The sequence below is a fragment of the Streptomyces akebiae genome (assembly GCF_019599145.1).
Taxonomy (GTDB): Bacteria; Actinomycetota; Actinomycetes; order Streptomycetales; family Streptomycetaceae; genus Streptomyces; species Streptomyces akebiae.
Map to the genome: position 1 here is coordinate 4,229,966 of NZ_CP080647.1, position 23,854 is coordinate 4,253,819.

22 protein-coding genes and 2 pseudogenes are annotated in these 23,854 nt (G+C 70.5%); 10 read left to right on the plus strand and 14 right to left on the minus strand.

The annotated features are described in order from the left end of the window. Positions 1–62: 62 nt before the first annotated feature. From ccsB to hemL, 7 genes and pseudogenes are all read right to left on the minus strand, one after another. On the minus strand, positions 63–1,160 hold the full coding sequence (gene ccsB / locus K1J60_RS18130; protein ID WP_220647112.1) for a c-type cytochrome biogenesis protein CcsB: 1,098 nt from the start codon (positions 1,158–1,160) through the stop codon (positions 63–65). 184 nt (positions 1,161–1,344) lie between these two features. Then, positions 1,345–3,060: pseudogene (gene resB / locus K1J60_RS18135) on the minus strand (cytochrome c biogenesis protein ResB); the annotation flags it as partial. A 4-nt stretch (positions 3,061–3,064) separates the two neighbouring features. Further along, a complete protein-coding gene (locus tag K1J60_RS18140; RefSeq protein WP_398683249.1) occupies positions 3,065–3,847 on the minus strand; it encodes a cytochrome c biogenesis CcdA family protein in 783 nt (260 codons plus the stop codon). Position 3,848: 1 nt separating this feature from the next. Beyond that, positions 3,849–4,448, minus strand: a complete 600-nt coding sequence (locus K1J60_RS18145) for a TlpA family protein disulfide reductase (protein ID WP_220647113.1) — start codon at positions 4,446–4,448, stop codon at positions 3,849–3,851. 65 nt (positions 4,449–4,513) lie between these two features. Further along, positions 4,514–5,782, minus strand: coding sequence for a polysaccharide deacetylase family protein (locus tag K1J60_RS18150; protein WP_220647114.1), 1,269 nt, complete (start codon positions 5,780–5,782; stop codon positions 4,514–4,516). A 192-nt stretch (positions 5,783–5,974) separates the two neighbouring features. Then, positions 5,975–6,649 (minus strand): histidine phosphatase family protein, encoded by a 675-nt coding sequence (locus tag K1J60_RS18155; RefSeq protein ID WP_220647115.1) that lies wholly within the window; start codon positions 6,647–6,649, stop codon positions 5,975–5,977. Next, positions 6,646–7,965: a glutamate-1-semialdehyde 2,1-aminomutase gene (gene hemL, locus K1J60_RS18160; RefSeq protein WP_220647116.1), complete on the minus strand. Its 1,320-nt coding sequence runs from the start codon at positions 7,963–7,965 to the stop codon at positions 6,646–6,648. The genes K1J60_RS18155 and hemL overlap by 4 nt, the downstream gene beginning before the upstream one ends. Positions 7,966–9,058: 1,093 nt before the next feature. On the opposite strand from hemL, the gene K1J60_RS18165 reads away from it, so the two are divergent. Continuing rightward, complete coding sequence (locus K1J60_RS18165) at positions 9,059–9,496, plus strand: hypothetical protein (RefSeq protein ID WP_003974483.1); 438 nt, start codon at positions 9,059–9,061, stop codon at positions 9,494–9,496. Positions 9,497–9,586: 90 nt separating this feature from the next. Continuing rightward, entirely contained in the window at positions 9,587–9,892 is a 306-nt protein-coding gene (locus K1J60_RS18170) for a phage Gp37/Gp68 family protein (RefSeq protein WP_259407776.1), read from the plus strand. A 6-nt stretch (positions 9,893–9,898) separates the two neighbouring features. Here the strand turns inward: K1J60_RS18170 and K1J60_RS18175 are convergent, their stop codons facing one another. After that, positions 9,899–10,495, minus strand: coding sequence for a helix-turn-helix domain-containing protein (locus K1J60_RS18175; RefSeq protein WP_220647117.1), 597 nt, complete (start codon positions 10,493–10,495; stop codon positions 9,899–9,901). 117 nt (positions 10,496–10,612) lie between these two features. Here K1J60_RS18175 and K1J60_RS18180 point away from each other — a divergent pair, with 117 nt between their 5' ends. The 3 genes and pseudogenes from K1J60_RS18180 to K1J60_RS45890 form a co-directional block, all read left to right on the plus strand. Then, positions 10,613–11,248 carry a class I SAM-dependent methyltransferase gene (locus K1J60_RS18180; protein WP_220647118.1) on the plus strand — a complete coding sequence of 212 codons (636 nt, stop codon included), beginning with the start codon at positions 10,613–10,615 and terminating at the stop codon, positions 11,246–11,248. 71 nt (positions 11,249–11,319) lie between these two features. After that, positions 11,320–12,912, plus strand: a complete 1,593-nt coding sequence (locus tag K1J60_RS18185; protein ID WP_220647119.1) for an MFS transporter — start codon at positions 11,320–11,322, stop codon at positions 12,910–12,912. A gap of 317 nt (positions 12,913–13,229) precedes the next feature. Continuing rightward, positions 13,230–13,433 (plus strand): annotated as a pseudogene (locus tag K1J60_RS45890) (hypothetical protein); the annotation flags it as partial. A gap of 12 nt (positions 13,434–13,445) precedes the next feature. On the opposite strand, the gene K1J60_RS18190 reads toward K1J60_RS45890, so the two are convergent. Next, on the minus strand, positions 13,446–14,333 hold the full coding sequence (locus K1J60_RS18190; RefSeq protein ID WP_220647120.1) for an aldo/keto reductase family oxidoreductase: 888 nt from the start codon (positions 14,331–14,333) through the stop codon (positions 13,446–13,448). 140 nt (positions 14,334–14,473) lie between these two features. Here K1J60_RS18190 and K1J60_RS18195 point away from each other — a divergent pair, with 140 nt between their 5' ends. The 4 genes from K1J60_RS18195 (at position 14,474) to K1J60_RS18210 (ending at position 18,152) form a co-directional block, all read left to right on the plus strand. Beyond that, a complete protein-coding gene (locus tag K1J60_RS18195; RefSeq protein ID WP_398684261.1) occupies positions 14,474–14,911 on the plus strand; it encodes a winged helix-turn-helix transcriptional regulator in 438 nt (145 codons plus the stop codon). A gap of 388 nt (positions 14,912–15,299) precedes the next feature. Then, entirely contained in the window at positions 15,300–16,259 is a 960-nt protein-coding gene (gene bla / locus K1J60_RS18200) for a class A beta-lactamase (RefSeq protein ID WP_220647122.1), read from the plus strand. Between the two features lie 94 nt (positions 16,260–16,353). Next, a complete protein-coding gene (locus K1J60_RS18205) occupies positions 16,354–17,631 on the plus strand; it encodes a pyridoxal phosphate-dependent aminotransferase (RefSeq protein WP_398684263.1) in 1,278 nt (425 codons plus the stop codon). 125 nt (positions 17,632–17,756) lie between these two features. After that, positions 17,757–18,152 carry a TOBE domain-containing protein gene (locus K1J60_RS18210; RefSeq protein ID WP_220647123.1) on the plus strand — a complete coding sequence of 132 codons (396 nt, stop codon included), beginning with the start codon at positions 17,757–17,759 and terminating at the stop codon, positions 18,150–18,152. 38 nt (positions 18,153–18,190) lie between these two features. Here K1J60_RS18210 and K1J60_RS18215 read toward each other — a convergent pair whose 3' ends face one another. Together K1J60_RS18215 and K1J60_RS18220 are read right to left on the minus strand one after the other, a co-directional pair. Continuing rightward, complete coding sequence (locus tag K1J60_RS18215; RefSeq protein ID WP_220647124.1) at positions 18,191–19,174, minus strand: phosphotransferase enzyme family protein; 984 nt, start codon at positions 19,172–19,174, stop codon at positions 18,191–18,193. 103 nt (positions 19,175–19,277) lie between these two features. Further along, complete coding sequence (locus K1J60_RS18220) at positions 19,278–19,757, minus strand: ATP-binding protein (RefSeq protein WP_220647125.1); 480 nt, start codon at positions 19,755–19,757, stop codon at positions 19,278–19,280. A gap of 364 nt (positions 19,758–20,121) precedes the next feature. Between K1J60_RS18220 and K1J60_RS18225 the strand changes: the two genes are divergently transcribed. After that, complete coding sequence (locus K1J60_RS18225; RefSeq protein WP_220647126.1) at positions 20,122–20,913, plus strand: transglutaminase domain-containing protein; 792 nt, start codon at positions 20,122–20,124, stop codon at positions 20,911–20,913. A 91-nt stretch (positions 20,914–21,004) separates the two neighbouring features. Here K1J60_RS18225 and K1J60_RS46885 read toward each other — a convergent pair whose 3' ends face one another. The 3 genes from K1J60_RS46885 to K1J60_RS18240 form a co-directional block, all read right to left on the minus strand. Further along, positions 21,005–21,169, minus strand: a complete 165-nt coding sequence (locus K1J60_RS46885) for a potassium-transporting ATPase subunit C (RefSeq protein WP_317619715.1) — start codon at positions 21,167–21,169, stop codon at positions 21,005–21,007. A 129-nt stretch (positions 21,170–21,298) separates the two neighbouring features. Then, positions 21,299–22,843: a HAMP domain-containing sensor histidine kinase gene (locus K1J60_RS18235; RefSeq protein WP_220647127.1), complete on the minus strand. Its 1,545-nt coding sequence runs from the start codon at positions 22,841–22,843 to the stop codon at positions 21,299–21,301. A 12-nt stretch (positions 22,844–22,855) separates the two neighbouring features. After that, positions 22,856–23,599, minus strand: a complete 744-nt coding sequence (locus K1J60_RS18240) for a response regulator transcription factor (protein ID WP_220647128.1) — start codon at positions 23,597–23,599, stop codon at positions 22,856–22,858. Positions 23,600–23,854: the final 255 nt, after the last annotated feature.

A 23,854-nucleotide genomic window follows, 5' to 3' on the forward strand; every position in this document is an offset into this window, starting at 1 on the left:
AAGGCCGGTTCCCGTGACTCATGTCACAAGGGAACCGGCCTTCGGTGTGTTCCTCGGCGGACTCAGCCGACGTCGGCGTAGGAGTGCTTGCCGCTCACGAAGATGTTGACGCCGTAGTAGTTGAACAGCCAGCAGGCGAACGCGGCGATGGCGATGTACGCGGCCTTGCGGCCCTTCCAGCCGGCCGTGGCACGAGCGTGCAGGTAGCAGGCGTAGGCGACCCAGGTGATGAACGACCAGGTCTCCTTGGGGTCCCAGCCCCAGTAGCGGCCCCACGCGTCGCCCGCCCAGATGGCGCCCGCGATGATCGTGAACGTCCACAGCGGGAAGACGGCGGCGTTGACGCGGTACGAGAACTTGTCGAGCGAGGCCGAGGCAGGCAGCCGCTCCATGACCGAGGTCGCGAACCGGCCCGGCCGGCCACCGCTCGCGAGCTTGCTCTCGTAGGAGTCCTTGAACAGGTACAGGATCGTGCCGACCGCCCCGACGTAGAACACGGCGCCGCAGAAGATCGCCGTCGAGACGTGGATGTACAGCCAGTACGAGTGCAGGGCGGGAACCAACTGGTCGCTGGCGGTGTACAAGACAGTGACGGCGAGACCGAGATCGAGGAGGACGGTCGTGATGAGCGGCAGCCCGAGCCAGCGGACGTTCTTCTTCAGCGCCAGCAGCGAGAGGTACACGCCGACGGCCACCGTGGAGAAGGTGATGTTGAACTCGTACATGTTGCCCCACGGCGCCCGCTGCACCGAGAGGGCCCGAGTGAGCACCCCGCCGAACTCCACGAGGAAGGCCACCACCGTGAGGGACACGGCGATACGGCCGTAGAGGTCGCCCTGCTCGTCCCCGCCGTGGGCGCCGGGCCCGTCCGGCACGTCCCGGGATCCGGTGGCGGCCCGCACGACCACCTTCGGCCTCTCCAGCACACCGGTCCCGCCGGCCGTCTTCACCGTCACCGCGGGCGCGTCCGCCTTCTTCGTCGCGGCGGCACCGCCCTCGGCGGTCAGCGCGGCGGCCGTCCTGCCCACCTTGCTGCGGCTCCCGAAGAGCCATTCGGCGATGTAGGCGAAGAAGGCCAGGGTGTACACGGCCATCGCGGAGTAGATCAGCGTGTTGCTGATGTTCGCGAGATTTTCGTTGGTGGCGGCGGCGAGAATCACTGCTCGGCCCCTTCGGAGGGTACGGCTGGGGGTTGGGGGAGGGGGACTTCGGGCCCGCACTCTCTGCGGGCAGTCGTGCCGCTGGGGCGATGGGGGTCCCCCCGCTCGAGCGAAGTCGAGAGTGGGGGAGGGTGGGCGCGGCGGCACCCGGCAAGCGCCGGTCAGCGTCCTCGGCACCGGCACCGGCACCGGCACCGGCACCGGCGGGCGGCTCACCATCGGAACCAAGCTCAGCGACAGTCGGAGCCTCGTCATGCACGACCGCGGCCAAGTCACCCAACTCCTCCGGCACCTTCGCCGACTCACTGCGCCCGAGGCCCGCCATCTCCACGACGGTGACGCCGTCGGGGCCGGTCACCGCCCGCACCCACACACGGCGGCGCTGGACGAAGAGGGACGCGGCGAGGCCGAGGATGGCGGCGATCGCTCCGGCGAGCGCCCACCCGCTGCCGGGCTGCTGGGTGACCTGGAAGCCGGCCCACTCCTTCACCCCGTCGAAGGTGACCGTGCCGTTCCCCCCGGGCAGCGTCATCGTCTCGCCGACCTTCAGGTTCTCCCGCACCTGCGCGCCCTTGTCGTCCTCGTACGCCTTGAGCTTCCGCTTCTCCAGGCGGTACACGCTCTGCGGCACACCCGAGTCGATCCCGAGGTCACCGTGGTAGGGCTCCAGGTTGAGCACGGGGTTCAGCAGCGCGGGGAACTGCGAGAGCACGGCCGTGTTCCTGCCGCCGTACGTCGGCAGGAAGAACGCCTGGAAGCCGAGCTGTTCCCGCTTGCCCTGGGCGTTGGTGTAGCCGTCCATGACCTTGATCGCGCCGGAGGAGGTCACGTTGGAGTCCAGCGGCAGCAGCGGCGCGGCGTCGCTGAAGACGACCTGGCCCTTGCCGTCCCGCACGGTGATCATGGGGGCGTATCCATGGCTGACCAGGTAGACCTTGGAGTCGCCGATCTCCAGCGGCTTGTTGACCTCGATCTTGGTCGACTTCTCCTTGCCGTCCGCGCCGACCGCGTAGTCGATGTACGCCTCGTAGATCCGGGGGGTGCCCTTGTTCGGCCCGCTCACCTCGTAGGTGCCCCGGAAGTCCTTGAGGTCGAAGCTGAAGGGGTTGAGGTCCTCGGCGGTGAAGAGGCTGCCGGACTTGAAGTCGTCGTACTGCGTGAGCGTGTTGGCGAAGCCGTCGCCCTCGACGATCAGCTTGTTGCCCTCGGAGCGGTAGAGCTGGCCCCAGGCGAAGGCGACGAGCATCACGATCAGGGCGATGTGGAAGGCGAGGTTGCCCGCCTCCCGCAGATAGCCCTTCTCGGCGGCGACCGCGTCGCCGACGAGGTGCGCGCGGAACCGGCGCTTGCGCAGTACCTTCAGCGCCACCTCGCGCACCTGCTCCGGCTCGGCCCGCGTGCGCCAGGTCGCGTAGGCGGGCAGCCGGGTCAGCCGCTTGGGGGCGCCCGGCGGGCGGCCGCGCAGCTGGCCCACGAACTGCCAGGTGCGGGGCACGATGCAGCCGATGAGCGAGATGAACAGCAGGATGTAGATCGCCGAGAACCACACCGAGCTGTAGACGTGGAACAGCCCGAGCTTCTCGTAGATCGGCCCCAGGGTGTCGTGCCGCTCCAGGAAGTCGGCGACCCGGGTCTCGTCCTGTCCCGACTGCGGGATCAGCGAGCCGGGGATCGCCGCGAGCGACAGCATGAACAGCAGGATCAGCGCGACCCGCATCGACGTCAGCTGCCGCCAGAACCAGCGGGCCCACCCGATCGCCCCCAGCGCGGGCAGCGTGGGCGCGTCCTCCTGCGGAGCGGTGGAGAGCTGCGATCCTGCGGCACCGAGGTCGTTGTCGTCGGCGGCTGCGCCACCGCGCCGGGCGGTGTTCTCGCGGTTGCCGGAGTCGGTCGTCGTCATTGGCTCAGATCCCAGGGGTGAAGCCGGAGGACCAGACCTGCATCTCCTGAATGATGCGGTCCCAGGCGCCGGTCAGCATGAGCAGTCCGATCGTGATCATCATGCCGCCGCCGATGCGCAGCACCCACGCGTAGTGCCGCTTGACCCAGGCGAAGGCGCCGAGCGCCTTGCGGAAGGCCACCGCGGCGAGTACGAAGGGCAGGCCCAGCCCCAGACAGTACGCCACCATCAGCAGGGCTCCCCGCCCGGCGCTGGCCTGTTCGAGGGCGAGCGCGTTGACCGAGGCGAGGGTGGGTCCGATGCAGGGAACCCAGCCGATGCCGAACAGCGCGCCGAGTATCGGGGCGCCCACCAGACCGGTGGCGGGCCTGGTGTGGAAGCGGAACTCCCGCTGGGTGAACCAGGGCATCAGCCCCATGAAGAACAGGCCCATGGCGATCATGAGCACGCCGAGCACCTTGGTGAGCACGTCCTGGTGCTCCAACAGGGTCCGGCCGAAGTAGCCGAAGAGCGCGCCGCTGGAGACGAACACGACGGTGAACCCGAGCACGAACAGCCCGGCACCGGCCACCATCCGGCCCCGGCGGGCGTCGACCAGGTCGGTGCCGCCGACTCCGGTGACGTACGACAGATAGCCGGGCACCAGGGGCAGGACACACGGCGAGAAGAAGGAGACGAGCCCGCCGAGGACGGCGATCGGCAGGGCCAGCAGCAGGGCGCCGTTGAAGACGGTCTCGTTCAGCTCGGCGGCGGTCGTGGTGAGCGCGGACGTTCCCGACACCTTCACGTCACTTCTCCGCGAGGATCGGCTTGAGCATCTTGCGCAGCTTCTCCTCGCTCAGCGCCTGCTGCGTGCGGGCCGCGAGCTTCCCCTCCCGGTCGATGACCAGGGTGGAGGGGATCAGCTGCGGGTTGAGCGAGCCCTTCTCGAAGCGCAGCAGCAGCTTGCCCGTGGGGTCGTACAGGCTCGGGTACTCGACCTTGTACTGCTCCTCGAAGGCGACCGCGGGCCGGGTGCTGGTGTCGCGGGTGTTGATGCCGACGAACTGCACGCCCTGGTCGGCGAGGTCCTCGGAGACCTTCGCCAGGTTGGGGGCCTCGGCACGGCACGGCGCGCACCAGGAACCCCACACGTTCAGGACGATGATCTTGCCCTTGAACTCGGAGAGGTCCAGCTGCTCGCCGTCGATGGTCTTCCCGGAGAGGTCGGGGGCGGTGTCCCGGTCCCCCTTCTCCACCGTGGCGATCCCGTCGGAGCCGGTGATGAACCCGGTCTGACCGCCACCGCCCTCGATGCCTCCGCCCGCACAGGCGGACAGCGTCAGCGCCAGGGCGGCGGCCCCGGCGGAGAGCAAAGCGGCACGACTGCGGCTCGTACGGACACTCATGTGAAAAGTTTCGCATGCCCGTTTCGGGGTCTTACGGCGGGGTCGACGGCCCTCTTGTCCGCAGGTCAGGCGGCTGACCCGGCCCCCAGGAACTCCTTCCACCCACCCGTCGGCTGCTGCCCCACGCCGAGGGTCTGGAGCTTGGCCAGGACGTCCGGCGTCTGCACGTCCATCCAGTCCACGAACTGCCGGAAGGACACGATCCGTATCTCCCCGTCCTTGGCCTTCTCCTTGGCCCGCGCGATGTGCTTGAGGGCGTTCTCTACGGCGTCCATGTAGACCCCGCCGTTCCACTCCTCGAAGTGGTTCCCTATGAACAGCGGCGCCCGGTTCGTCTCGTACGCCCGCTGGAACCCGGCGACGTACGCGCCGGTCGCCTGGGTGCGGTAGGCCGGGTAGTTGGCGGGTGGGGCCTGGGTGGAGTTCTGGGACTGGTTGTACATGATGTTGTAGTCCATGGAGAGCACCTCGAAGCTCCGCCCGGGGAACGGCACGGACTGCAGGGGCAGGTCCCACAGCCCCTGCTTCTTCTTCGGCCAGACCTGGAGGCCGCCGGGCGAGGAGGAGTCGTAGCGCCAGCCCAGCTCGCGCGCGGTGGGCAGCAGGTTCTCCTGCCCCAGCAGACACGGCGTCCGGCCGCCGACCAGCTCCTTGTCGTAGTCGAACGGCAGGGGCTCGACATCCGTCCAGCCGCTGTTGGTCCGCCACTCCTTGACGAAGGACTTCGCCTGGTCGATCTCGCTGCGCCACTGCTGGGGCGTCCAGTTGCCGACCGAGCCGCTGCCGCCGCAGAAATGGCCGTTGAAGTGGGTGCCTATCTCGTGCCCGTCGAGCCATGCCGTACGCAGGTGTCCCAGCGTCGACTTGATGTGCTCGTCCGTCAGGTAACCGATGTCGGAGGCGCCGGGCACGTTGTTCGGCGGCAGGTACACGCGCTTCTTCGACTCGGGGAGGAGATAGATCCCGGAGAGGAAGAACGTCATATGGGCGTCGTGGTCCCGCCCGGCCTTCAGGAACCGCTCGAAAAGCCCGTTCCCGACGTCTCCGGCCCCGTCCCAGGAGAAGACCACGAACTGCGGGGGCGTCTCGCCGGGCGCCAGCGGCCGCGGCCTGCCCGGCTGGTTCGGCTGCTTCCCCGTGTACGAGGTCGACCCGTCCCCCAGCGGCTTCGCCGCCTTCCCCGGCTTCTTCCGCCCCGGGCCCTTGTCGCCGTCACCGGCCCCGCCGGCCTCGCTCGGCCCGCCCCCGAGGCCCGTACCGCACCCGGTCAGCCCCAGCCCGGCGGCCGCTCCCGCGCCGAGCCCCAGCACTCCCCTTCGCGACAGTTCGCGCATTACGTCCCCCTTGGTCAGCTCACGCACCGGTTCACGTGAAGCACACCGTTTGAGAGGGGCGAGAGGAGGCGGCGGTTCCTGTTGATCTCGAAGAAACTCGGACGCCGTTCAGGGGCGCGGGGAGCTGCGCGACCAGCCACAACGGGCACGCGGCTCCCCCACCGCGTCAAGTCCGGTCGTCCAGCGGAGCGTTCACGCGCCGAAGGCCTTGTCCTTGCCCTTGACCGGCTTGGCACCCGCCAGCAGATGCGGCGGCACGAGGTCCCGCGCCGGCTCGCTGTAGCCGACGGAAACGATCCTGTCGCCCTGGTACGTGAACGTGGTCAGGGACGCGAGCGTGCACTGCCTCCGGCGCGGATCGTGCCACAGCCGCCGCTTCTCGACGTACGACCGCACGATCCAGATCGGCAGCTGGTGCGAGACCAGCACGGCCTCGTGTCCGCGCGCCGCGTCCTTCGCCGCGTCGAGCGCCCCCATCATCCGCACGACCTGGTCGATGTACGGCTCGCCCCAGGACGGCTTGAAGGGGTTGACCAGGTGCTTCCAGTTCTCCGGCCGCTTCAGCGCGCCGTCGCCGACCCCGAAGGTCTTGCCCTGGAAGACGTTGTCCGCCTCGATGAGCCGCGCGTCGGTGGCGAGGTCGAGCCCGTGCGCCTTGGCGATCGGCGTCGCCGTCTCCTGCGCCCGCTCCAGCGGGGAGGCGACGACGCGCGTGATGGCCCGGGGCGCCAGATGCTCGGCGACCCGGTCGGCCATGCGCCGTCCGAGGTCGGAGAGGTGGTACCCGTGCAGGCGCCCGTACAGGATCCCGTCCGGGTTGGCGACCTCGCCGTGCCGCATCAGGTGGACGACCGTGATGTCACTCATGCTGCCGAAGCCTCCGCTGCTGCCCGTGCCGCCGCCGGAAGGGCGTCGGCGATCCGCTGAACCGCCCGCTCGTCGTGCGCGGTCGACACGAACCACGACTCGAACGACGACGGCGGCAAGTAGACGCCCTGCGACAGCATCGAGTGGAAGAAGGCGTTGAAGCGGTACGACTCCTGCGCCTTGGCCTCCTCGTAGTTCCGCACGGGCGTCTCCGTGAAGAACACGGAGAACATGTTGGAGGCGTTCTGCAGCGTGTGCGCGACGCCTTCCTTGCTGAGCGCGTCGCTGACGAGCCCCTGGATCTGCCGGGACACGGCGTCCACGACGTCGTACGCCGCCTCGTCCAGCAGCCGCAGCTGCGCGAGCCCGGCGGCCGTCGCGACCGGGTTCCCGGAGAGCGTGCCGGCCTGGTAGACGGGCCCGGCGGGCGCGAGGCACGCCATCACGTCGGCGCGGCCCCCGAAGGCCGCGGCGGGGAAGCCGCCGCCCATCACCTTGCCGAAGGTCATCAGGTCCGGGACGACCCCGTCGATCCCGAACCACCCGGCCCGGCTGGTCCGGAACCCGGTCATCACCTCGTCGGAGACGTACAGCGCGCCGTTCTCCGCGCAGACGTCCTTGAGCCCCTGGTTGAAGCCCGGCAGCGGCGGGACGACGCCCATGTTGCCCGGGGAGGCCTCGGTGATGACGCACGCGATCTCACCGGGGTGGGCGGCGAAGGCAGCGCGTACGGCGTCGAGGTCGTTGTAGGGGAGCACGATGGTGTCGCCGGCCTGGGCTCCGGTGACGCCCGGGGTGTCGGGGAGCGCGAAGGTGGCGACACCGGACCCGGCGGCGGCGAGCAGTGAGTCGACGTGACCGTGATAACACCCGGCGAACTTCACGACCTTGGCGCGGCCGGTGAAACCACGGGCGAGCCGGATCGCCGACATGGTGGCCTCGGTCCCGCTGGACACCAGCCGCACCTGCTCCAGCGGCCCGACCCGGTCCACCATCTCCTCGGCGAGCGCGACCTCGCCCTCGCCGGGCGTACCGAAGGAGGTGCCGCGCGCGACGGCTTCCTGGACGGCGGCGATGACCTCGGGCCGGGAGTGCCCGAGGATCATCGGACCCCACGAGCACACAAGATCTACATACTCCCGACCGTCGGCGTCGGTGAGATAAGGACCGGTACCGGACACCATGAACCGGGGCGTACCGCCCACGGCACGGAAGGCGCGCACGGGAGAGTTCACGCCGCCGGGCGTGACGGCCGCCGCGCGGTCGAAAAGAGTCTGCGAAACTGGGGCTTCGTACGGATAGCTCACACAGGCCATGGTGTCAGAGGCTCCGAAGATCCCGCCGACTGGTGTTTGCGCGCACGTTTCGGCGAGCGGTCGCGGGGGAGGTCACTGACACGATGATCGGGTTGCGCGGCGGGGGTCACGCGGCCCAGAAATGCGTTCGGGTGGAGATATGCATCGCGGTGGCGGACTGGGCGAGGGGACCGGTGACCTCGGTCCTCGTCGTGCCCGGCGGGGCAGGCACCGGCGCGAGGCGGAGGAGGCCGCGGAGACACGGCAGGAGCGGGGCGGATCGACCGACCGGAGTGCGCCGGGCGAGGTGAGCGGGGCGGCCGGGCCGGGCCCGCAGCCGTCGTCGCCGGGCCCGGGTCCGCAGGGTGCGCCACCGGCCCGTCCGGCGGGACCGCCGACGCCGCCCGTGCCGCCCCTTCCGTCGGTACCGCCGCCACCCGCGGGGTCGCCGGGGTCACAGCCCCCGTACACACCGCAGGGACAGCCGGGCGTGTACGGTCCGCAGGGTGCACATGGCACACACGACCCACACGACTCGCTCGATCCACTCGACTCACGCGGTGCGAGGGACCAGCGGCAGGAGGCTCCGCCCCGCTCGCGTCGCCGACGCGGTGCACAGGGCGACGCCGACCGTTCGCAGACCGGCATCGGCCGGACCGGGGCCGAGACCGAGGCCGAGGCGGGCAGTGGTCTGCCCGGCGCGGGGAGCGGGCGGATTCCGGCCGGTTCCGACCGGTCCGCCGGTGGACCCGACCGCGCCGAGAGCGGTTCCGACCGGTCCGAGAACGGTTCCGACCGGATCCCGCCCAGTGGCTCCGACCGGATCCAGAGCGGTGGCGCTGAGCGGATCGGGCGGCGCAGCCGTATGGACGGTATGGACCGTATGGATCGTGCCGATCATGTGGATCGCGTCAATCGTGTGGACGGAATGGATCAGACGGACCGGATGGACCGGCCTGACCTGGTGGATCGCAGGACGCGCGCGGAACGCAGGAGCCGCGCGGACCGCAAGGACCGTACGGACCGCATCGAGAGCGCGGACCGCACGGACCGGGTGGACGGCCTGGACCACGTGGTCAACCGGCTCCGGGCGGGGAGCGGGAATGGTGGTCGGGTGGGGGTGACGTACAAATACTTCGGCGCGCCCGACGGCGCGACCGCGGCCCGCGTCCCGATCTCGATGCGCCCCGAGGAACTCGGCGGCGACGAGCTCGGCATGAACGGCATGTTCACCAAGATCAAGCCGGAGACGATGGCCGCGATGGTGCTGACCGGCATCGAAGGCGTCCCCCTCCACAAGGTGCCCCCGCTCGAACTGGTCGTCCTGCACCCCGACTACGCGGTCGTGAAGCTGCCGATGACCGTCGTCGACCCGCTGCGCGGCATCGGCGAGGAGGCGGTCGGCGCGGCCGCCTTCATCTGGTCGACGGTCCCGGACCGCGGCGGCCCCCGCGACGCGTTCAACGTGTACCAACTGCTGCACGAGTGGCAGGACTTCAGCCACAGGTTGCATGAGGCGGGGCATCAGCCGTACTGCCTGGTCTGGCCCTGACCTGGGGTTTCATTGGTAGCGGGCGGGGTCTTCGGACCTCGCCTTCTTCATGCCCCCGGAGGGGCCGTCAGGTGTCAGTCCCCTCGAATCGTGGAGACCTTCCCTTGCAGCCAGCCCCTTGCTGAGGCCGGCCCGGTAGTCGTGTTCGTGGTCGCTGTGGAAGATCGCACCCTTCCGGTGCCGTCGCTGGAGCTGTCGCGGATCGACTGGGTGATCGTCGGCGGCGAGAGCGGCCCGGCTCACCGAGAACTGGACTCGGCCTGGGTTCTCGACATTCGAGACCAGTGTGTCGCCCTTCGAGTGGCTCTGTTCTTCAAGCAGGTCGGCGGGCTGACTCCGAAGGCCGGCGGCCGTCTGCTCGAAGAGGGAGCAGTGGTCCCGGATGTGAGGTCCTGAGCCTTCCTACTCGGCCGGTCCTTGTCTCGGTGCTGCACGGACATGCGCGCGTTCGCCTTGTTTTCCGATGAGACTCAGGTACTCGACGGGGCCGGCGCTGGTGGCCCCGAACCAGTGCGGGGTGCGCGTGTCGAACTCCGCGGCTTCCCCGGACTTGAGGATGAGGTCGTGTTCCCCGAGTACGAGGCGGAGCGTTCCGTTGAGGACGTAGACCCAGTCGTAGCCCTCGTGGGTGCGCAGGTCGGGTTCGGCGTCGTCGCTTCCGGTCGGCAGGACGAACTTGTAGGCCTGGATTCCCCCGGGCCTGCGGGTCAGCGGCAGGATGACCGAGCCGTCGCCGCAGGAGATGGGACGCAGATTGATGCGGGGGTCGCCCGTGGGCGGCGCATCGACGAGTTCGTCGAGTGTGACCCCATAGGCGCGAGCAAGCGGAAGTAGCTGCTCGAGCGTGGGACGCCGCAGGCCCGCCTCGAGCCGGGACAAGGTGCTGGTGGAAATACCGGTCTCCGCCGCGAGGTCGGCGAGCGTGACGTCCCGGTGCAGCCGAAGGCGTTTCAACCTCGGTCCGACGGCGTCCAGGGTGCGGTCGATGGCTTCATCCATTCCGTCATTTTGCCATTCGGCAACAGCCTTTGCGCATCTGCCCCATCTCTCGGCACCGTGAAGAACGAACCGACGAACGCACCCGCAGAGGGGCGTTGCGAACGAGGAGGGCGATTTGTGACGCACGGATTCGACAAGGACTTCTGGGAGCGGCACTGGCAACAAGGGAAGGCCGACGGCCCCGGGTCCATGGGCGGCAACCCGCCCAACCCGTACCTCGCTCGTGAGACCAGCGGCCTGACACCGGGCACGGCACTGGATGCGGGGTGTGGCGGCGGTGCCGAGGCGATCTGGCTCGCATCCCACGGCTGGCACGTCACCGCAGCCGACATCTCGTCCGAGGCACTTGCTCGCGCTGCCGAGCGGGCGGCGACGAGCGAGGCTCCCGAGCGCCTGCAGTGGGTTGAGGCGGATCTGGGCGCCTGGAGCCCGGGCGCGCAGTTCGACCTGGTCATGACCCACTACGCCCACCCGGCAATGCCCCAACTGGAGTTCTACGACCGCATCGCCGGATGGGTGGGCCCCGGTGGCACGCTCCTCATCGTGGGGCACCTGCACACCTCGGGCTCTACCGGCCACGGGCACCACCCTCCTGCCGAAGCGTCGGCCACCTCCGCCGCCATCACCGCGCGCCTGGACGGCAGGGAGTGGGAGATCGTCACCGCCGAAGAGCACCTCCGCACACTCACCGGCCACGAGGGCCGAGCGGTCCCCCTCCACGACGTCGTCGTGCGCGCCACCCGACGCCGGTGATCACACCGTCCTTCAGCGCCAGGGCCCGCCGCTCCGGCGCCGATTCGCCCTGCCTTCGTGAAAGGAATTCCATGACCACGAACCTGTCCTCGGACGCGGGAGCTCCCCACCCGACCGTCCAAGACTCACGACAACGACGGACCATCCTGGTCGGGGTCTGCATCGCGCTCATGGCGGTCATCGCTTCGGTGTCCGGGCTGAACGTCGCCCAACCGGAGCTCACCGTCGCGTTCGACGCCTCGCAGGCCGAGGTTTTGTGGTTCATCAACATCTACACCATCAGTCTGGCCGCGTTGCTGCTGCCGCTCGGCGCAATGGGTGACCGGTGGGGCCGCAGGCCGGTGCTACTCGCAGGCCTGCTCGTCTTCGGCATGGCGAGTGCGGCGGCCGGCCTTGCCACGTCGTCCGAGATCATGCTCGCCGCACGTTTCCTGAGCGGCGTAGGCGCAGCCATGATCATGCCGGTCACCCTCGCCGTCATCACCTCGACCTTCCCGGACGAGGAGCGCTCCAAGGCGATCGGCGTGTGGACCGGCGTCGCCGGCGGTGGAGGCATCCTGGGGATGTACCTGTCGGCCGTCCTGGTCGACCTGGCGAGCTGGCGGTGGCTCTTCGTCCTGCCGGTCGTGCTCGTCGTCGTCGCCACCGTCATGGCGCTGCGATCCATCCCGGACTCGCGCGAAGTGTCGGGGCACGGGTTCGACGCCGTCGGTTCGCTGTCGTCCGTGATCGCCGCCGTCGGGCTTGTCTTCTTCCTCCATGAGGGCCCCCAACGAGGCTGGACCGCGCCCGCGACCCTGCTGAGCCTCCTCGTCGGCGTCATCGCCGCCATCGGATTCGTGGCATGGGAGCTGCGACGGCAGGCTCCACTCCTCGACGTCCGCCTGTTCCGCCAGCGAGGTCTCGCCAGCGGTTCGGTGTCGCTCTTGACGGTCTTCGGCGTGCAGGCAGGGATCTTTGTGGTCCTCTTCCCGTACTTCCAGGCGGTGCTCGGCTGGTCCGGCCTTCGCTCCACCCTGGCGCTCATGCCGATGGCGCTGCTGATGATGTTCGCCTCCGGCCTCGCCCCGCAGGCAGCCGCGCGCATCGGCACCCGCTCGACGATGGCCTCAGGGATATTCCTGGGCGGCGCGGGACTGGTCCTCATGGCCGCCTTCGTCTCCGTCGACGGCGGCTACCTCTCGATCCTCCCCGGCATGCTCGCCATGGGACTCGGCATGGGATTGACGATGACGCCCTCCACCGAGGCCATCACCACCGCCTTGCCGCGTGAGCGTCAAGGTGTCGCGTCCGCGCTCAACGACGTCACCCGGGAGTTCGGCACCGCGCTCGGTGTCGCGCTGCTCGGAGCGGTCCTGACCGCCGGCTACCGCGGCGCCATCGACTCCCGGCTCGACGGAGTGCCGGGCGACGCCGCCGCCACCGCCCGGGAGGGCGTCGCCAACGCCCTCGCGGCCGCCGACGGGGCCGGCCCCCAGGCGCAGGCGCTCACCCGAGCCGCCCAGGAGTCCTTCGTCGACGGCTGGCAGCAGGCCATGTGGGCGGGCGCGGCAGTCATGGCGATCCTGTTCGCCTACGTTCTCGCGAGAGGTCCGCAGCAACGGACCCAGAGTTCTGGTGGCAACAGCCGTGACTCCAACGATGTGGTCGCCGACCTGCGCTGACTTACGCGGTCGCTCACGACCTGGGCTGGAGTGTCGGTCAGCCCGTCGAGGACCAGGAACAGGCCGGGGCGGACAGGCTCGGTGGCCTGCCGGTTGCGTGGGGGTTTGGAGCTGCTGCCGTTGGAATGCGTTCAAGAGCGTTCTGGTGAGCGGGAGTGAGTGTGAGTGGTCGGTGTCGTGTCGCGCACTTCGGCAGCTGGATCGGTTGCCGTGGGGAACTGGCGTTCTCACATCGCATACGTGACCTTCCTGGGTGGTGCTCGTTTCCCAGGGCGATGGGTTCTTCGGGTCGGGTCGGGTCGGGCGGGGGTGGCGGGGTGGGTAAGCTGCGGAGCATCGCAGCGCCGTTCGTCGTCTGCGGGCCGTCCGGTGTGTCGGTGCGGACTCGTCTCAAGGGCCTGTCGCCCGGCGATGAGAAGGTGCTGTGTCTGGTGGGGGCGCATCTGGGGTCGCCGGCTTCGAAGGATCTCAAGGCCCGCTGCCGGGACGGCCTGGAGCATGAACGATGGCTTCGGTCGTGGCTTGAGGGCCGCTCAGCTCTGGGGCATTCGGCGGCTGATACCGTCCAGCTCGATCAAGTCCTCATGAGAGAGGGAGAGTCCCGCGCCGGCGATGTTCTCGCGCAGGTGTGCCGTCGATGACGTGCCGGGGATGAGCAGGATGTTCGGTGATCGCTGCAGCAGCCAGGCCAGTGCGACGGACATCGATGTCGCCTCCCCTCGAGCGGCGACCGCCGAGAGCGCCGAAGACTGAAGCGGGGTAAAGCCCCCCAGGGGGAAGAAGGGCACGTACGCGACGCCGTCGGTGGCAAGCCGGTCGATGAGCTTGTCGTCGTGGCGGTGGGCGAGGTTGTACATGTTCTGTACGCACACGATCGGCGCGATGCTTTGCGCCTCGGTGACCTGCTCCTCAGTGGCGTTGCTGACCCCGAGGTGGCGGATCAGACCCTGCTGCTGGAGTTCGACGAGCGTCTCGAACGCCTCGGCGAGCGAGCCGGGCTGGGGACCTTCGGCGTTGCCGAGTCGGAGGTTGACCAGGTCGAGTGCGTCGAGCCGGAGGGACTTGAGGTTGTCGTGGACCTGGCGACGCAGAGCTTCGGGTTGCCGGGCCGGAGGCCAGCCACCCTGTTCGTCGCGGGTCGCGCCCACCTTGGTCACGATGTGCAGCGACTCGGGATAGGGGTGCAGTGCCTCGCGGATCAACTCGTTGGTGACGCGCGGCCCGTAGGCGTCGCTGGTGTCGATGTGGGTGATACCCAGGTCGACCGCTTCACGTAGAACGGCCAGGGCACCCTCGCGATCGGCGGGCGGCCCCATGACCCACGGGCCCGCCAGTTGCATGGCGCCGTAGCCGAACCGGGTGACGGTCAGGTCACCCAGAGTCCAGGTGCCGCCAGGAAGAGAGAGGGAAGGTGTGATCATCTTGTCGCCTTTCGCCGTTCACTTGGGGGTGGCGCCTGCCGCGTCCCCGCATCAGCATTGGAGAGGAACTTCCTATGAGGAAGTAGGCACTTTGGAGTGCGTAACCCACCCATCGGTGAGAGGTGCGATCAGTGACGACGATGAAGGCGGCCCAGAAGAGGACTCAGGCCAAGGCGGAGTACAACGCGTTCCTGGCAGGGTGCCCCAGTCGGCAACTGCTCGACCGAATCTCGGACAAGTGGGTCGTCCTGATCCTCTGCGCCCTGGGCGGCGACAACAGCCCCGGCCGGCCCGGTGCAGCACACGCAGACGCTCCGAAGGCGATGCGTTACTCCGAGATCTCTCGGCTTCTGGCCGGGGTCAGCCAGAAGATGCTGACCCAGACGCTACGGTCGCTGGAGCGCGATGGTCTGCTCACCCGTACCGTGACGCCAACCGTCCCTGTCACCGTCTCCTACGAGCTGACCGACCTGGGTCTCTCGCTCCACCACATGACGCGCGGCATCAGAAACTGGGCGCAGACGCACATGGTCGAGGTCCTCGCAAACCGCGAGAACTACGACGCTCGCACCTCGTGACGACTCACATCCAATCGTCCAACAGCTCTACATTCTTGGCGCTGCACCCTCAACTGCGAAGAGCCCGCTGTCCGGGGACGGGCGGTCCCTGGCCGCGCCCGGTCGTTATCCCGTCGCCCTGCGAAACGAGCGCCGCCCAGGAAGGTCACGCATTCGATGAGAGAACGCCAGTTCCTCACTGCAACCGACACCACGGCCGAACCACATGACACGACACAGACCACCCACACTCACTCCCGCTCACCTGAACACCTTTGAACGCACTCCAGCAGCAGCTCCAAACCCTCGCCCTCGTCATGTGCCGGGCGCCGACGAGAAACCGGTGTGACGGCAGTGGCGTCTTTCCGAGTCGGAGAAAGATCACGGCAACGCGATCACGACGACCGGTATGGAGAAGTTCTTGGCAACCACGGGTACACACCCACATCCCCGCCCTCGCCGTCGCGCGGTGCTCGGCCTCGGCGGACTGGCGGGCCTGGGCGCGATCGGCGCACTCGGCGGGCTCGGTTCCGGGACGGCGTACGCCTCGGCCGCCACCGGCGCGGGGCTCTCCCGGCGACTGACGGAGCTGGAGCGGGAGTACTCCGCGCGGCTGGGGATCTACGCCCATGACACGGCGACGGGACGCACGGTGGCGCACCGCGCGGACGAGCGGTTCCCTCTCTGCTCGGTGTTCAAGACGCTCGCCGCGGGGGCGGTGTTACGGGACCTCGACCGCGACGGCGAGTACCTCGCGAAGCGGATCCACTACACGAAGGAGTACGCCGAGGCCGCGGGCTACAGCCCGATCACGAGCACGGCCGCGAACGTCGAGGCCGGCATGACGGTCGGGGAGCTGTGCTCCGCCACGGTCTCGCACAGCGACAACGGCGCGGGGAACCTGCTGCTGCGCGAGCTGGGCGGGCCCACCGCGATCACCCGTTTCTGCCGCTCGCTCGGGGACCGGACGACCCGCCTCGACCGCTGGGAGCCCGAGCTGAACACGGCGGAGCCGTGGCGGACGACGGACACCACCACCCCTCGGGCGATCGGCGGGACCTACGCGCGGCTCCTCCTCGGCCGGGCCCTGCGGGACGCGGACCGGGAGCTCCTGACCGACTGGCTGATCGCCAACTCGACCAACGTCCAGCGGTTCCGGGCGGGCCTGCCCGCCGACTGGACGCTCGCGGACAAGACCGGCGGCGGGGCGGCGTACGGGGTCGCCAACGACGTCGGCGTCGTGTGGCCGCCCGGCCGCCCGCCCCTCGTCCTGTCCGTCCTGTCGACGAAGTACGACCCCGCGGGCCCCACGGACAACCCACTGGTGGCCAGGGCGGCGGGGCTGGTCGCGGAGGCGCTCACGGCGTAGCGGCGACCACCGGCCGGGGCGCGGTACCGTCCGCACCCCGGTCACGGCTGGCCCCGAGCCCCCTCCGGGCCGCAGCATGAGTGGCATGAGTGGCATGAGCGATGTGAACGGCATGAGCGGCGCGGGCGGTACCGGTGGCACGAGCGGTACGGGCGGTACGGACAGCCCGGTCGCCGGTACCGGGGGCAGCGGCGGCGTGCGTGTCTCACGGCGGGCCCGGGCCGTCGCCCCCTTCTACGCCATGGAGTTCGCCAAGCAGGCCGCCGCGCTGACCGCCCAGGGCCATGACGTCGTCAAACTCAGCCTCGGGGAACCGGACTTCGGCGCGCCCCCGGCCGTAGCGGAGGCGATGCGGGAGGTGATGGACGGGCGGCCGCTGACGTACACGGCGGCGCTCGGACTGCCCGCCCTGCGGGAGGCCATCGCCGGCTTCTACGCCGACCGGCACGGCGTCGAGGTCGACCCGGGCCGGGTCGTCGTCACGGCCGGCGCCTCGGCCGCGCTCGTGCTGGCCACCGCCGCGCTCGTCGACCCCGGTGACGAGGTGCTCATCGGCGACCCCTCCTACCCGTGCAACCGGCAGATCATGGAGAGCTTCGGCGCCGAGGTCACCCTCGTGCCCACCACCGCCGCGAGCCGGTTCCAGCTGGACGCGGCGGCGGTGCGGGCGCACTGGACGGACCGCACGCGCGGGCTCATGGTCGCCACCCCGTCCAACCCCACCGGCACCTCCGTCCCCGCCGACGAGCTGGCCGCGATCTGCGACCTCGCCCGGGAGCGCGACGCGTGGCGCCTCGTCGACGAGATCTACCTCGACCTCGGCGACCACGACGAGCGGGGCCGGCCGCCGCGCAGCGCCCTGTCGTACGACCCCGGAGCCGTCGTGATCAACAGCTTCTCGAAGTACTTCGGGATGACCGGCTGGCGGCTCGGCTGGTGCGTCGTCCCCGAGTCCCTCGTACCGGCCCTGGAGCGCCTCGCCCAGAACTACTTCCTCTGTGCCTCCGCCCCGGCCCAGCACGCCGCCCTCGCCTGCTTCACCCCCGAGTCCCTCGCGGTGTGCGAGGCGCGCCGGGTGGAGTTCGGCGAGCGGCGCGCGCTCGTCCTGGACGGGCTGGCACGGATCGGGCTGCCGGTCCCGGTGCCGCCCGACGGGGCGTTCTACGTCTACTTCGACGTCAGCGGGACCGGCCTCACCTCCTGGCAGTTCTGCGAACGGGCCCTGCGGGAGGCGCACGTGGCCCTGACGCCCGGCAGGGACTTCGGCACGCACACCGCCGACACCCACGTCCGCCTCTCCTACGCGGCCTCGTCGGACGAACTGCGCGAGGGGATCGCCAGGTTGGGGAAGTTCATGACCGCGCTGCGGTGAGGTCCGGTCTCGCGGCGTGTCACGGCCGCTGCCCGCCCCGTCGCTCCTCCCGCGTCGGCACAGGCGGCGGGCGGCGCCGGGGCGCGCTGAGGCGTATTCGCGCCGACCCGCATATCTTGTCGCCCATGCAGTCCTACACGATCGGGCAGGCCGCGCGGCTGCTCGGGGTCAGCCCCGACACCGCGCGGCGCTGGGCGGACGCGGGCCGGGTGGCGACGCGGCGCGACGAGAGCGGGCGTCGGCTCATCGACGGGAGGGACCTCGCGGCCTTCTCCGTGCGGCTGGCCCGGGACGCCGCCGACGAGGCCGACGTCCCGTACACGTCGGCGCGCAACGCCTTCGCCGGCATCGTCACCGCCGTGAAGCTCGGTGACGTGGCGGCCCAGGTCGAGATCCAGGCGGGCCCGCACCGCCTGGTCTCCCTGCTCACCCGGGAGGCCGTGGAGGAACTGGGCCTGGAGGTCGGCATGGAGGCCACGGCCCGGGTGAAGTCCACGAACGTCCACATCGACCGCACCTGAACGCGCCCTCCTGACGCCCCCTTACGGCTCTCGGGATCTCACCACTCGGGAGCGAGGGCCCGCGCCAGTCGGGAGGTGGCGGCCGGGTCCGGCAGGTTCCCCAGCAGGCCGACGACCTGTCCGCTCGCGAACTCCCGCTGTGCCGGGGTCAGGTGTGGATCGATCGCGGATTCGGCCTGCACCCGCAGATAGTTCAGATCCGTCGCGAAGAGCAGGGAGAAGGACTCCACCCCCTCGACGAGCGCGGGCCCTCCGGCGTCCAGGTAGCCGCGCACCAGCCGCCGGGCGGAGTCGGCGCGGAAGTCGTTGCCACCGGCCCACACGTAAGCGGCACGGGCGAGTTCACGTGCCGCCGAGACGGGTCCGGCGTTGTCCCAGTCGAGCAGAGCGGGACCGGACGGGCCCACCAGCACGTTCTGCGGCCGCATGTCGAGGTGGGAGGTCACGGTGTCCTCGCCTCCGGACGGGGTGACGTGCCGCGCCAGTCGCACCGCCTCCGTGGCCGCGAACCGTTCCAACGCGTCCGCCCACGGCACCCCGGCCCGCCGGGCCTCCTCGCACAGCTCGGCCCAGTCCTCTTCCCCGGGGCACCGCTCGTACCAGTCGTCCGGCGTCTCCTTCGTCCCCTCGCCGGCCCGGTGCAGCAGCGCCAGTGTCCGCCCGCACCAGGTGAGGTTCTCCGGATCGCCGGGATCCGCCTCGCTCCCGTCGACCCAGTCGTAGAGCTTCACGTACGACCCGCCCATCGACTCCGGGAGCCGTGTCACGTACGCCCCGTCCCGGTCCGGGAGGAACCGGGGCGCCGCGATGCCCAGCCCCTCCGCCGCGTTCCGTAACGCGGCCTCCCGCGCCACCTGCTCCTCGTCGCACCCGAACAGCAACTCCTTGACCGCCCAGGCCGCACCGCCCCCGGCCGAGAGCCGCCAGATCTGCCCCAAGGCCCCCCGCGCGACGGGTGCCATCTCCCAGGCCCCGCCCCCGAGTCCGTACACATCCGCGACAAACCCGGCCCTGCTCCGCATGAACCCACCGTCCCGCTCGTCTCGTTCGAACCTCTGTCCCCCGCCATGTCATACGCGGGAGCCCCCGGGCCCAAACGGTTTGCGGCCGCCGGCCGAGGCACCCCTAGCCCGGCGCCGCCAGGTCGAACCAGACCGCCTTGCCGTCGGGATGGACGAGGTTGCCGCCGTTCGGGAGGGCGGCGGCGGTGCCCCAGTGGCCTTCGGTGAGGGCGTCCACGAGGTAGAGGCCGCGCCCGCCCTCCTCCCAGCCATCCGGGGTCAACTCCCTCATGACCGGCGGGTTCTCGTCGCCGTCGAAGACGATCACTCTGACGCGCCAGGTCTCCACCGCCAGCCAGAGAACCGATCCTCCACCTTTGGCGTGCACACAGGCGTTCGTGACCAGCTCGGACGTGCACAGGGCGGCCGCGTCGACGAGGGTGTCGAGGCCGAGGGCGCGCAGGACGGTGGCGACGAAGTCGCGGGCGATGAGCGGGGAGGTGTCGAGGGGCGGACAGAACAGGGTGTACGTCGTCGCCGCCGGCGAGAGCCAAGGGGTGGCGCTGGGGATCGGGGCGCGGAGACTGCGGGCAGTTTCGGTCATGGGTGATCAACTCCATTGTGACGAGAAGGGATTGCTCGCGTCCCTACCGCGTCTGCGGCTCCTCCTCGGGTGTCGACGGCCCGGGGTGCGCTTTCAACTGACAGTACATATGAGTGATTGTTCGAGCACTCTCCGTGAGCGCAGGAATGACCGTAGTCGGCACGTTCACACCGCCGCAATGGGGACGGTGGAAGTACTACGAAAGCGCGTCGTCGAGGGTCCGGGATCCCCGGCCCGACCCTCACCCTGAGTGGTTCGCGAGCCGGTCGGCGGCGCGTGTGATGATGGGCGCGAGGGCGCCCGCAGGGGACGGGCGGCGCTCCCCCGGGGGCGCGAACACAACGGGTACGGGGACGGAACTGTCATGACCAGTCGGTTGCTCATGTCCTACGACGCGCAGGCGAAACGGGCCGCGGTGACGGTGCGGGAGCCCGCGGACGTGATCGGCTCCACGCGGGCCACGGAGATCCTGGACCACGACGATCCGCGGGTCGGAGCGGTCGCGCGCCGGGTGCTGAGCGAGGCGACACCGCGTGACGCGCTGCGGACCGCGCACCGGATCATCGCCCGGGACGTACGCCCGGTGTACTCGGTGGAGGACGGTCGGCGGGTGTCGCGGACGCTGCGGCTCGGGCGGGGCTCGTGCAGTCAGCGGATGGCGGCGCTGGAGGCGGTCGCGCGGGCCGTCCGGGTTCGGACGCGGGTGCGCGGGCTGCTGGTGGACGGGACCTTCTGGTATCCGCGTTTCCCGCGGCTGAAGCCGTTCGTGCCGGAGCAGGTCCTGCTGGCCTGGCCGGAGTTCAGGATCAGCGGCGCCTGGGTCCCCATCGGCGAACTCTTCGACGCCTCCGCCGCCACCGCTCCCGCTCCCGCTCCCGCCGACAGCGGCGTCGGCTTCGCCAACAGCGGCGGCGAGACCCTCTTCGACGCGGTGGCCCGTACGGGCGTCCGGTGGGACGCCTGCGGCGCCGAGGCCGGCACCGGACCCGGCACCGCCTGCGACCTCTCCGCCCGGGTCGTCGCCGACCTCGGCCACTTCGACGACCGCGACGAACTCTTCGCACGCCACGGCCAGACCCTGTGCTGGACGGCCCGCACCCTCACCGAGCCGGTACTCGGCCGCTGGAGCGCGGGAGCGACCCACCCGGCCGCCTGAGGCGCCCGCACCGCCGCGCCCCCGCACACCGTCACGTACCGTTCGGCCGTGGCCGACTCCGGTGGTACCGCGACGTCGGGTTCGAGCAGGTTCACCCGGGGTTCGCCCACAGGGAGAGGCCGTTGCGTCCGGCGGCGCGGCTCGTGGCGCCGGAGAGCAGCAGCCTGTCGCGGGTGTTGACCGAGTTCTCGCCGGGCCCGTGCGGGGGGCGCGGCTGGAAGCAGTAGAGGCCGGAGTACCGCTGCCCGATGAGCACACCGGACCGACAGGCCGATCGCCACCCTGCCCAGCCGCCCCCTCATCCGACCGTGCCCCTCATCCGACCGTGCCACTCACCCGGCCGTTGCCCGGTCACCCGGCGACTCCTCGTCACCCGGCCACCCCGTCAATCCCCCTCGCCGCCGGCGGCCCCCCGCACCGTGAACCCGGTCACCAACCCCCCGCCCTCCCGGCGGAACGCGAACGGGGCGCCGCCGTGTGCGGATGCCACGGCTCGGACGATCGAGAGGCCGAGGCCCGAACCGGGCAGGCTGCGGGCGTCGGGGGCCCGATAAAAGCGGTCGAAGATGCGTTCGAGGTCGCAGTCGGGGACGCCGGGGCCCCGGTCGAGGACCTCGACACGGACGACGTCGGAGTCGTCGCCTGGTTCGCCCGGACCGGCGAGTCCGCCGAGGTCGCCGCGGTCTCCCAGCTCGCCCAGTCCGCCCACCTCGCCGAGGGCCCCCGCCGACCCACGGGCGACCACGACCTCGATCGCCCCCGTGCCGCCGCGGTCGAACTTGGCCGCGTTCTCCACCAGGTTGGAGACCGCCCGCTGGAGCGCCCCGGCCCGCCCCTCGACGGTCGTGTCCCCGGCCACCCGGACGACGACCTCGCGCCCGGTGCGCCGCCGCGCGGTCCCGGCGACGTCCTCCGCGAGGTCGGCCAACTGCACCCGCTGCACCGGCTCGGTGCTCGACTGCCCGGCCGCGAGGTCGACCAACTCGTTGACCAGGTCGGTCAGTTCGAGGGCCTCCTGGGAGAGGTCGTCGACCAGCTCCGCCCGCATCCGGGGCGGCAGCTCGTCGATGCGCCGGAGCAGGGAGATGTTCGTCCGGAGGGAGGTGAGCGGGGTGCGCAGCTCATGGCCCGCGTCCTGCACCAGACGTCGCTGGTCCTCCTCCGACTGGGCCAGCCGGACCAGCATGCGGTCGAACGAACGGCCGAGCCGCCCCACCTCGTCCCGGCCCGCGACCGGCACCTGGATACCCAGATGCCCGGTCCGGGCCACGTCCTCCGCCGCCCCCGCCAGCTGCACCAGCCGCCGGGTCTGCCGCCGCGCCAGCCACCAGCCGAACAATCCGGACGAGATGACGACACCGGAGACGAACAGCAGGGTCCGCTGCTGCAGCTCCCGCAGCAGATCCTCCGTGTCGCTGAACTCCTGCGCGACCTGCACCGCGCCCCGGCCACCGCCGAGCGCGACGGTCACCACCCGGTAGCGGTCGTTGCCGACCTCGACCTCGCCGTGCTCGACCGTCACCCCCGCGAGGACCGCGTCGGCCGTACGGCGGTCGGCGTCGCGCACGGGCAGGCCGGGGGCGCCCTCGTCGAGGATCTCCCCGTTCGGGCCGAGCACCTGGACGTCCGTACGGCCGGAGCGGATCAGGTCGTCGCGCGGGCCGCCGCTGTCGCTCGGCGCGAAGTCCTCCGGCGTCAGCGGATCCTGCTCCACCAACTCCCGCAGATCACGGACGACTTCGGCGAAGACGGTCTGCTCGTCGACCCGCACCAGCCGTGCCGCCGCGCTGTAGCTGAGGATCCCGACGAGGACGGTGACGACACACGCCACCGCCACGAACGACACGGTGAACGTGGCCCGCAGCGAGGGCACCGGCTTCAGTCGCGAGAGCAGCCGGGGCAGGGACCGGACGCCACGGGGCGGCGGCATCGCGCGCCGCCCTCAGTCTTCCCGCAGCGCGTACCCCACACCACGCACGGTGTGGATCAGCGCCGGCGCCCCGGGCTCGTCGAGCTTGCGGCGCAGATAACCGACGTAGACGGCGAGGTTCTTGGAGCCGGGGCCGAAGTCGTAGCCCCAGATCCGGTCGTAGATGGTCGCGTGGTCGAGGACGATGCCGGCGTTGCGGACGAGTAGTTCGAGCAGGTCGAACTCGGTTCGGGTCAGCTCCAGTTCCCGTGCCCCGCGCCACGCCCGCCGCGCCTGCACGTCCATGCGCAGCCCGGCGGCCGTGAGGAGCCCGCCGGTGTCCGGTGACGCGGAGCCGGCCGAGGACGCGGCTGCCGGCGGCTGGGACGGAGCCGCGAACCCGTCCGAACCGCCCGTCCGCCGCAGCAGCGCCCGCAGCCGCGCGAACACCTCTTCCACGTCGAACGGTTTGACGACGTAGTCGTCCGCTCCGGCGTCGAGGCCGGCGATCCGGTCGGCGGTCTCCACGAGCGCGGTGAGCATCAGGATCGGCGTCCTGTCTCCCTCCGCGCGCAGCACCCGGCAGACCTGGAGGCCGTCTATGCCGGGCATCATCACGTCGAGCACGAGCACGTCGGGCCGGTTGCGGTGGGCCTGGGCGAGCGCCTCGACGCCGTCGGCGACCGCCGTGACCTCGTACCCCTCCAGGGTCAGCGCGCGTTCCAGGGCATGGCGGATGGCACGGTCGTCCTCGGCGAGCAGCACGTTCTGGGGCACCCCACCAGTCTGCCAAGGTCACGGGCGCCCACCACCTCGTCGGAAGCGCCGGACCGCCCTTCTTACCGGCCTCTCACCCCGACCGCGCGTCGGGCTTACTCCTCCGGCGCAGCGTGTCCGTGTGACACCTGTCCGCACGGGAACCCGGGCAGAGTGAGCAGATGGAGTACAAAGGGTCCGAACCAGCCAAACCATCACCACCACGCACATCGCCGGACAACAACTCCACCTCCGTATAACTGCGTCACCACATCG

What these genes read in the sequence shown, in the direction of transcription:
- K1J60_RS18185 (WP_220647119.1), top strand. Translation starts at nt 11,320, where the DNA reads ATGACCACGAACCTGTCCTCGGACGCGGGAGCTCCCCACCCGACCGTC.
- K1J60_RS18205 (WP_398684263.1), top strand. Translation starts at nt 16,354, where the DNA reads ATGAGCGATGTGAACGGCATGAGCGGCGCGGGCGGTACCGGTGGCACG.
- K1J60_RS18155 (WP_220647115.1), bottom strand. Translation starts at nt 6,649, where the DNA reads ATGAGTGACATCACGGTCGTCCACCTGATGCGGCACGGCGAGGTCGCC.
- K1J60_RS18210 (WP_220647123.1), top strand. Translation starts at nt 17,757, where the DNA reads ATGCAGTCCTACACGATCGGGCAGGCCGCGCGGCTGCTCGGGGTCAGC.
- K1J60_RS18150 (WP_220647114.1), bottom strand. Translation starts at nt 5,782, where the DNA reads ATGCGCGAACTGTCGCGAAGGGGAGTGCTGGGGCTCGGCGCGGGAGCG.
- hemL (WP_220647116.1), bottom strand. Translation starts at nt 7,965, where the DNA reads ATGGCCTGTGTGAGCTATCCGTACGAAGCCCCAGTTTCGCAGACTCTT.
- K1J60_RS18235 (WP_220647127.1), bottom strand. Translation starts at nt 22,843, where the DNA reads ATGCCGCCGCCCCGTGGCGTCCGGTCCCTGCCCCGGCTGCTCTCGCGA.
- K1J60_RS18225 (WP_220647126.1), top strand. Translation starts at nt 20,122, where the DNA reads ATGACCAGTCGGTTGCTCATGTCCTACGACGCGCAGGCGAAACGGGCC.
- K1J60_RS18175 (WP_220647117.1), bottom strand. Translation starts at nt 10,495, where the DNA reads ATGGATGAAGCCATCGACCGCACCCTGGACGCCGTCGGACCGAGGTTG.
- K1J60_RS18195 (WP_398684261.1), top strand. Translation starts at nt 14,474, where the DNA reads ATGAAGGCGGCCCAGAAGAGGACTCAGGCCAAGGCGGAGTACAACGCG.
- K1J60_RS18190 (WP_220647120.1), bottom strand. Translation starts at nt 14,333, where the DNA reads ATGATCACACCTTCCCTCTCTCTTCCTGGCGGCACCTGGACTCTGGGT.
- K1J60_RS18220 (WP_220647125.1), bottom strand. Translation starts at nt 19,757, where the DNA reads ATGACCGAAACTGCCCGCAGTCTCCGCGCCCCGATCCCCAGCGCCACC.
- bla (WP_220647122.1), top strand. Translation starts at nt 15,300, where the DNA reads ATGGAGAAGTTCTTGGCAACCACGGGTACACACCCACATCCCCGCCCT.
- K1J60_RS18215 (WP_220647124.1), bottom strand. Translation starts at nt 19,174, where the DNA reads ATGCGGAGCAGGGCCGGGTTTGTCGCGGATGTGTACGGACTCGGGGGC.
- K1J60_RS18145 (WP_220647113.1), bottom strand. Translation starts at nt 4,448, where the DNA reads ATGAGTGTCCGTACGAGCCGCAGTCGTGCCGCTTTGCTCTCCGCCGGG.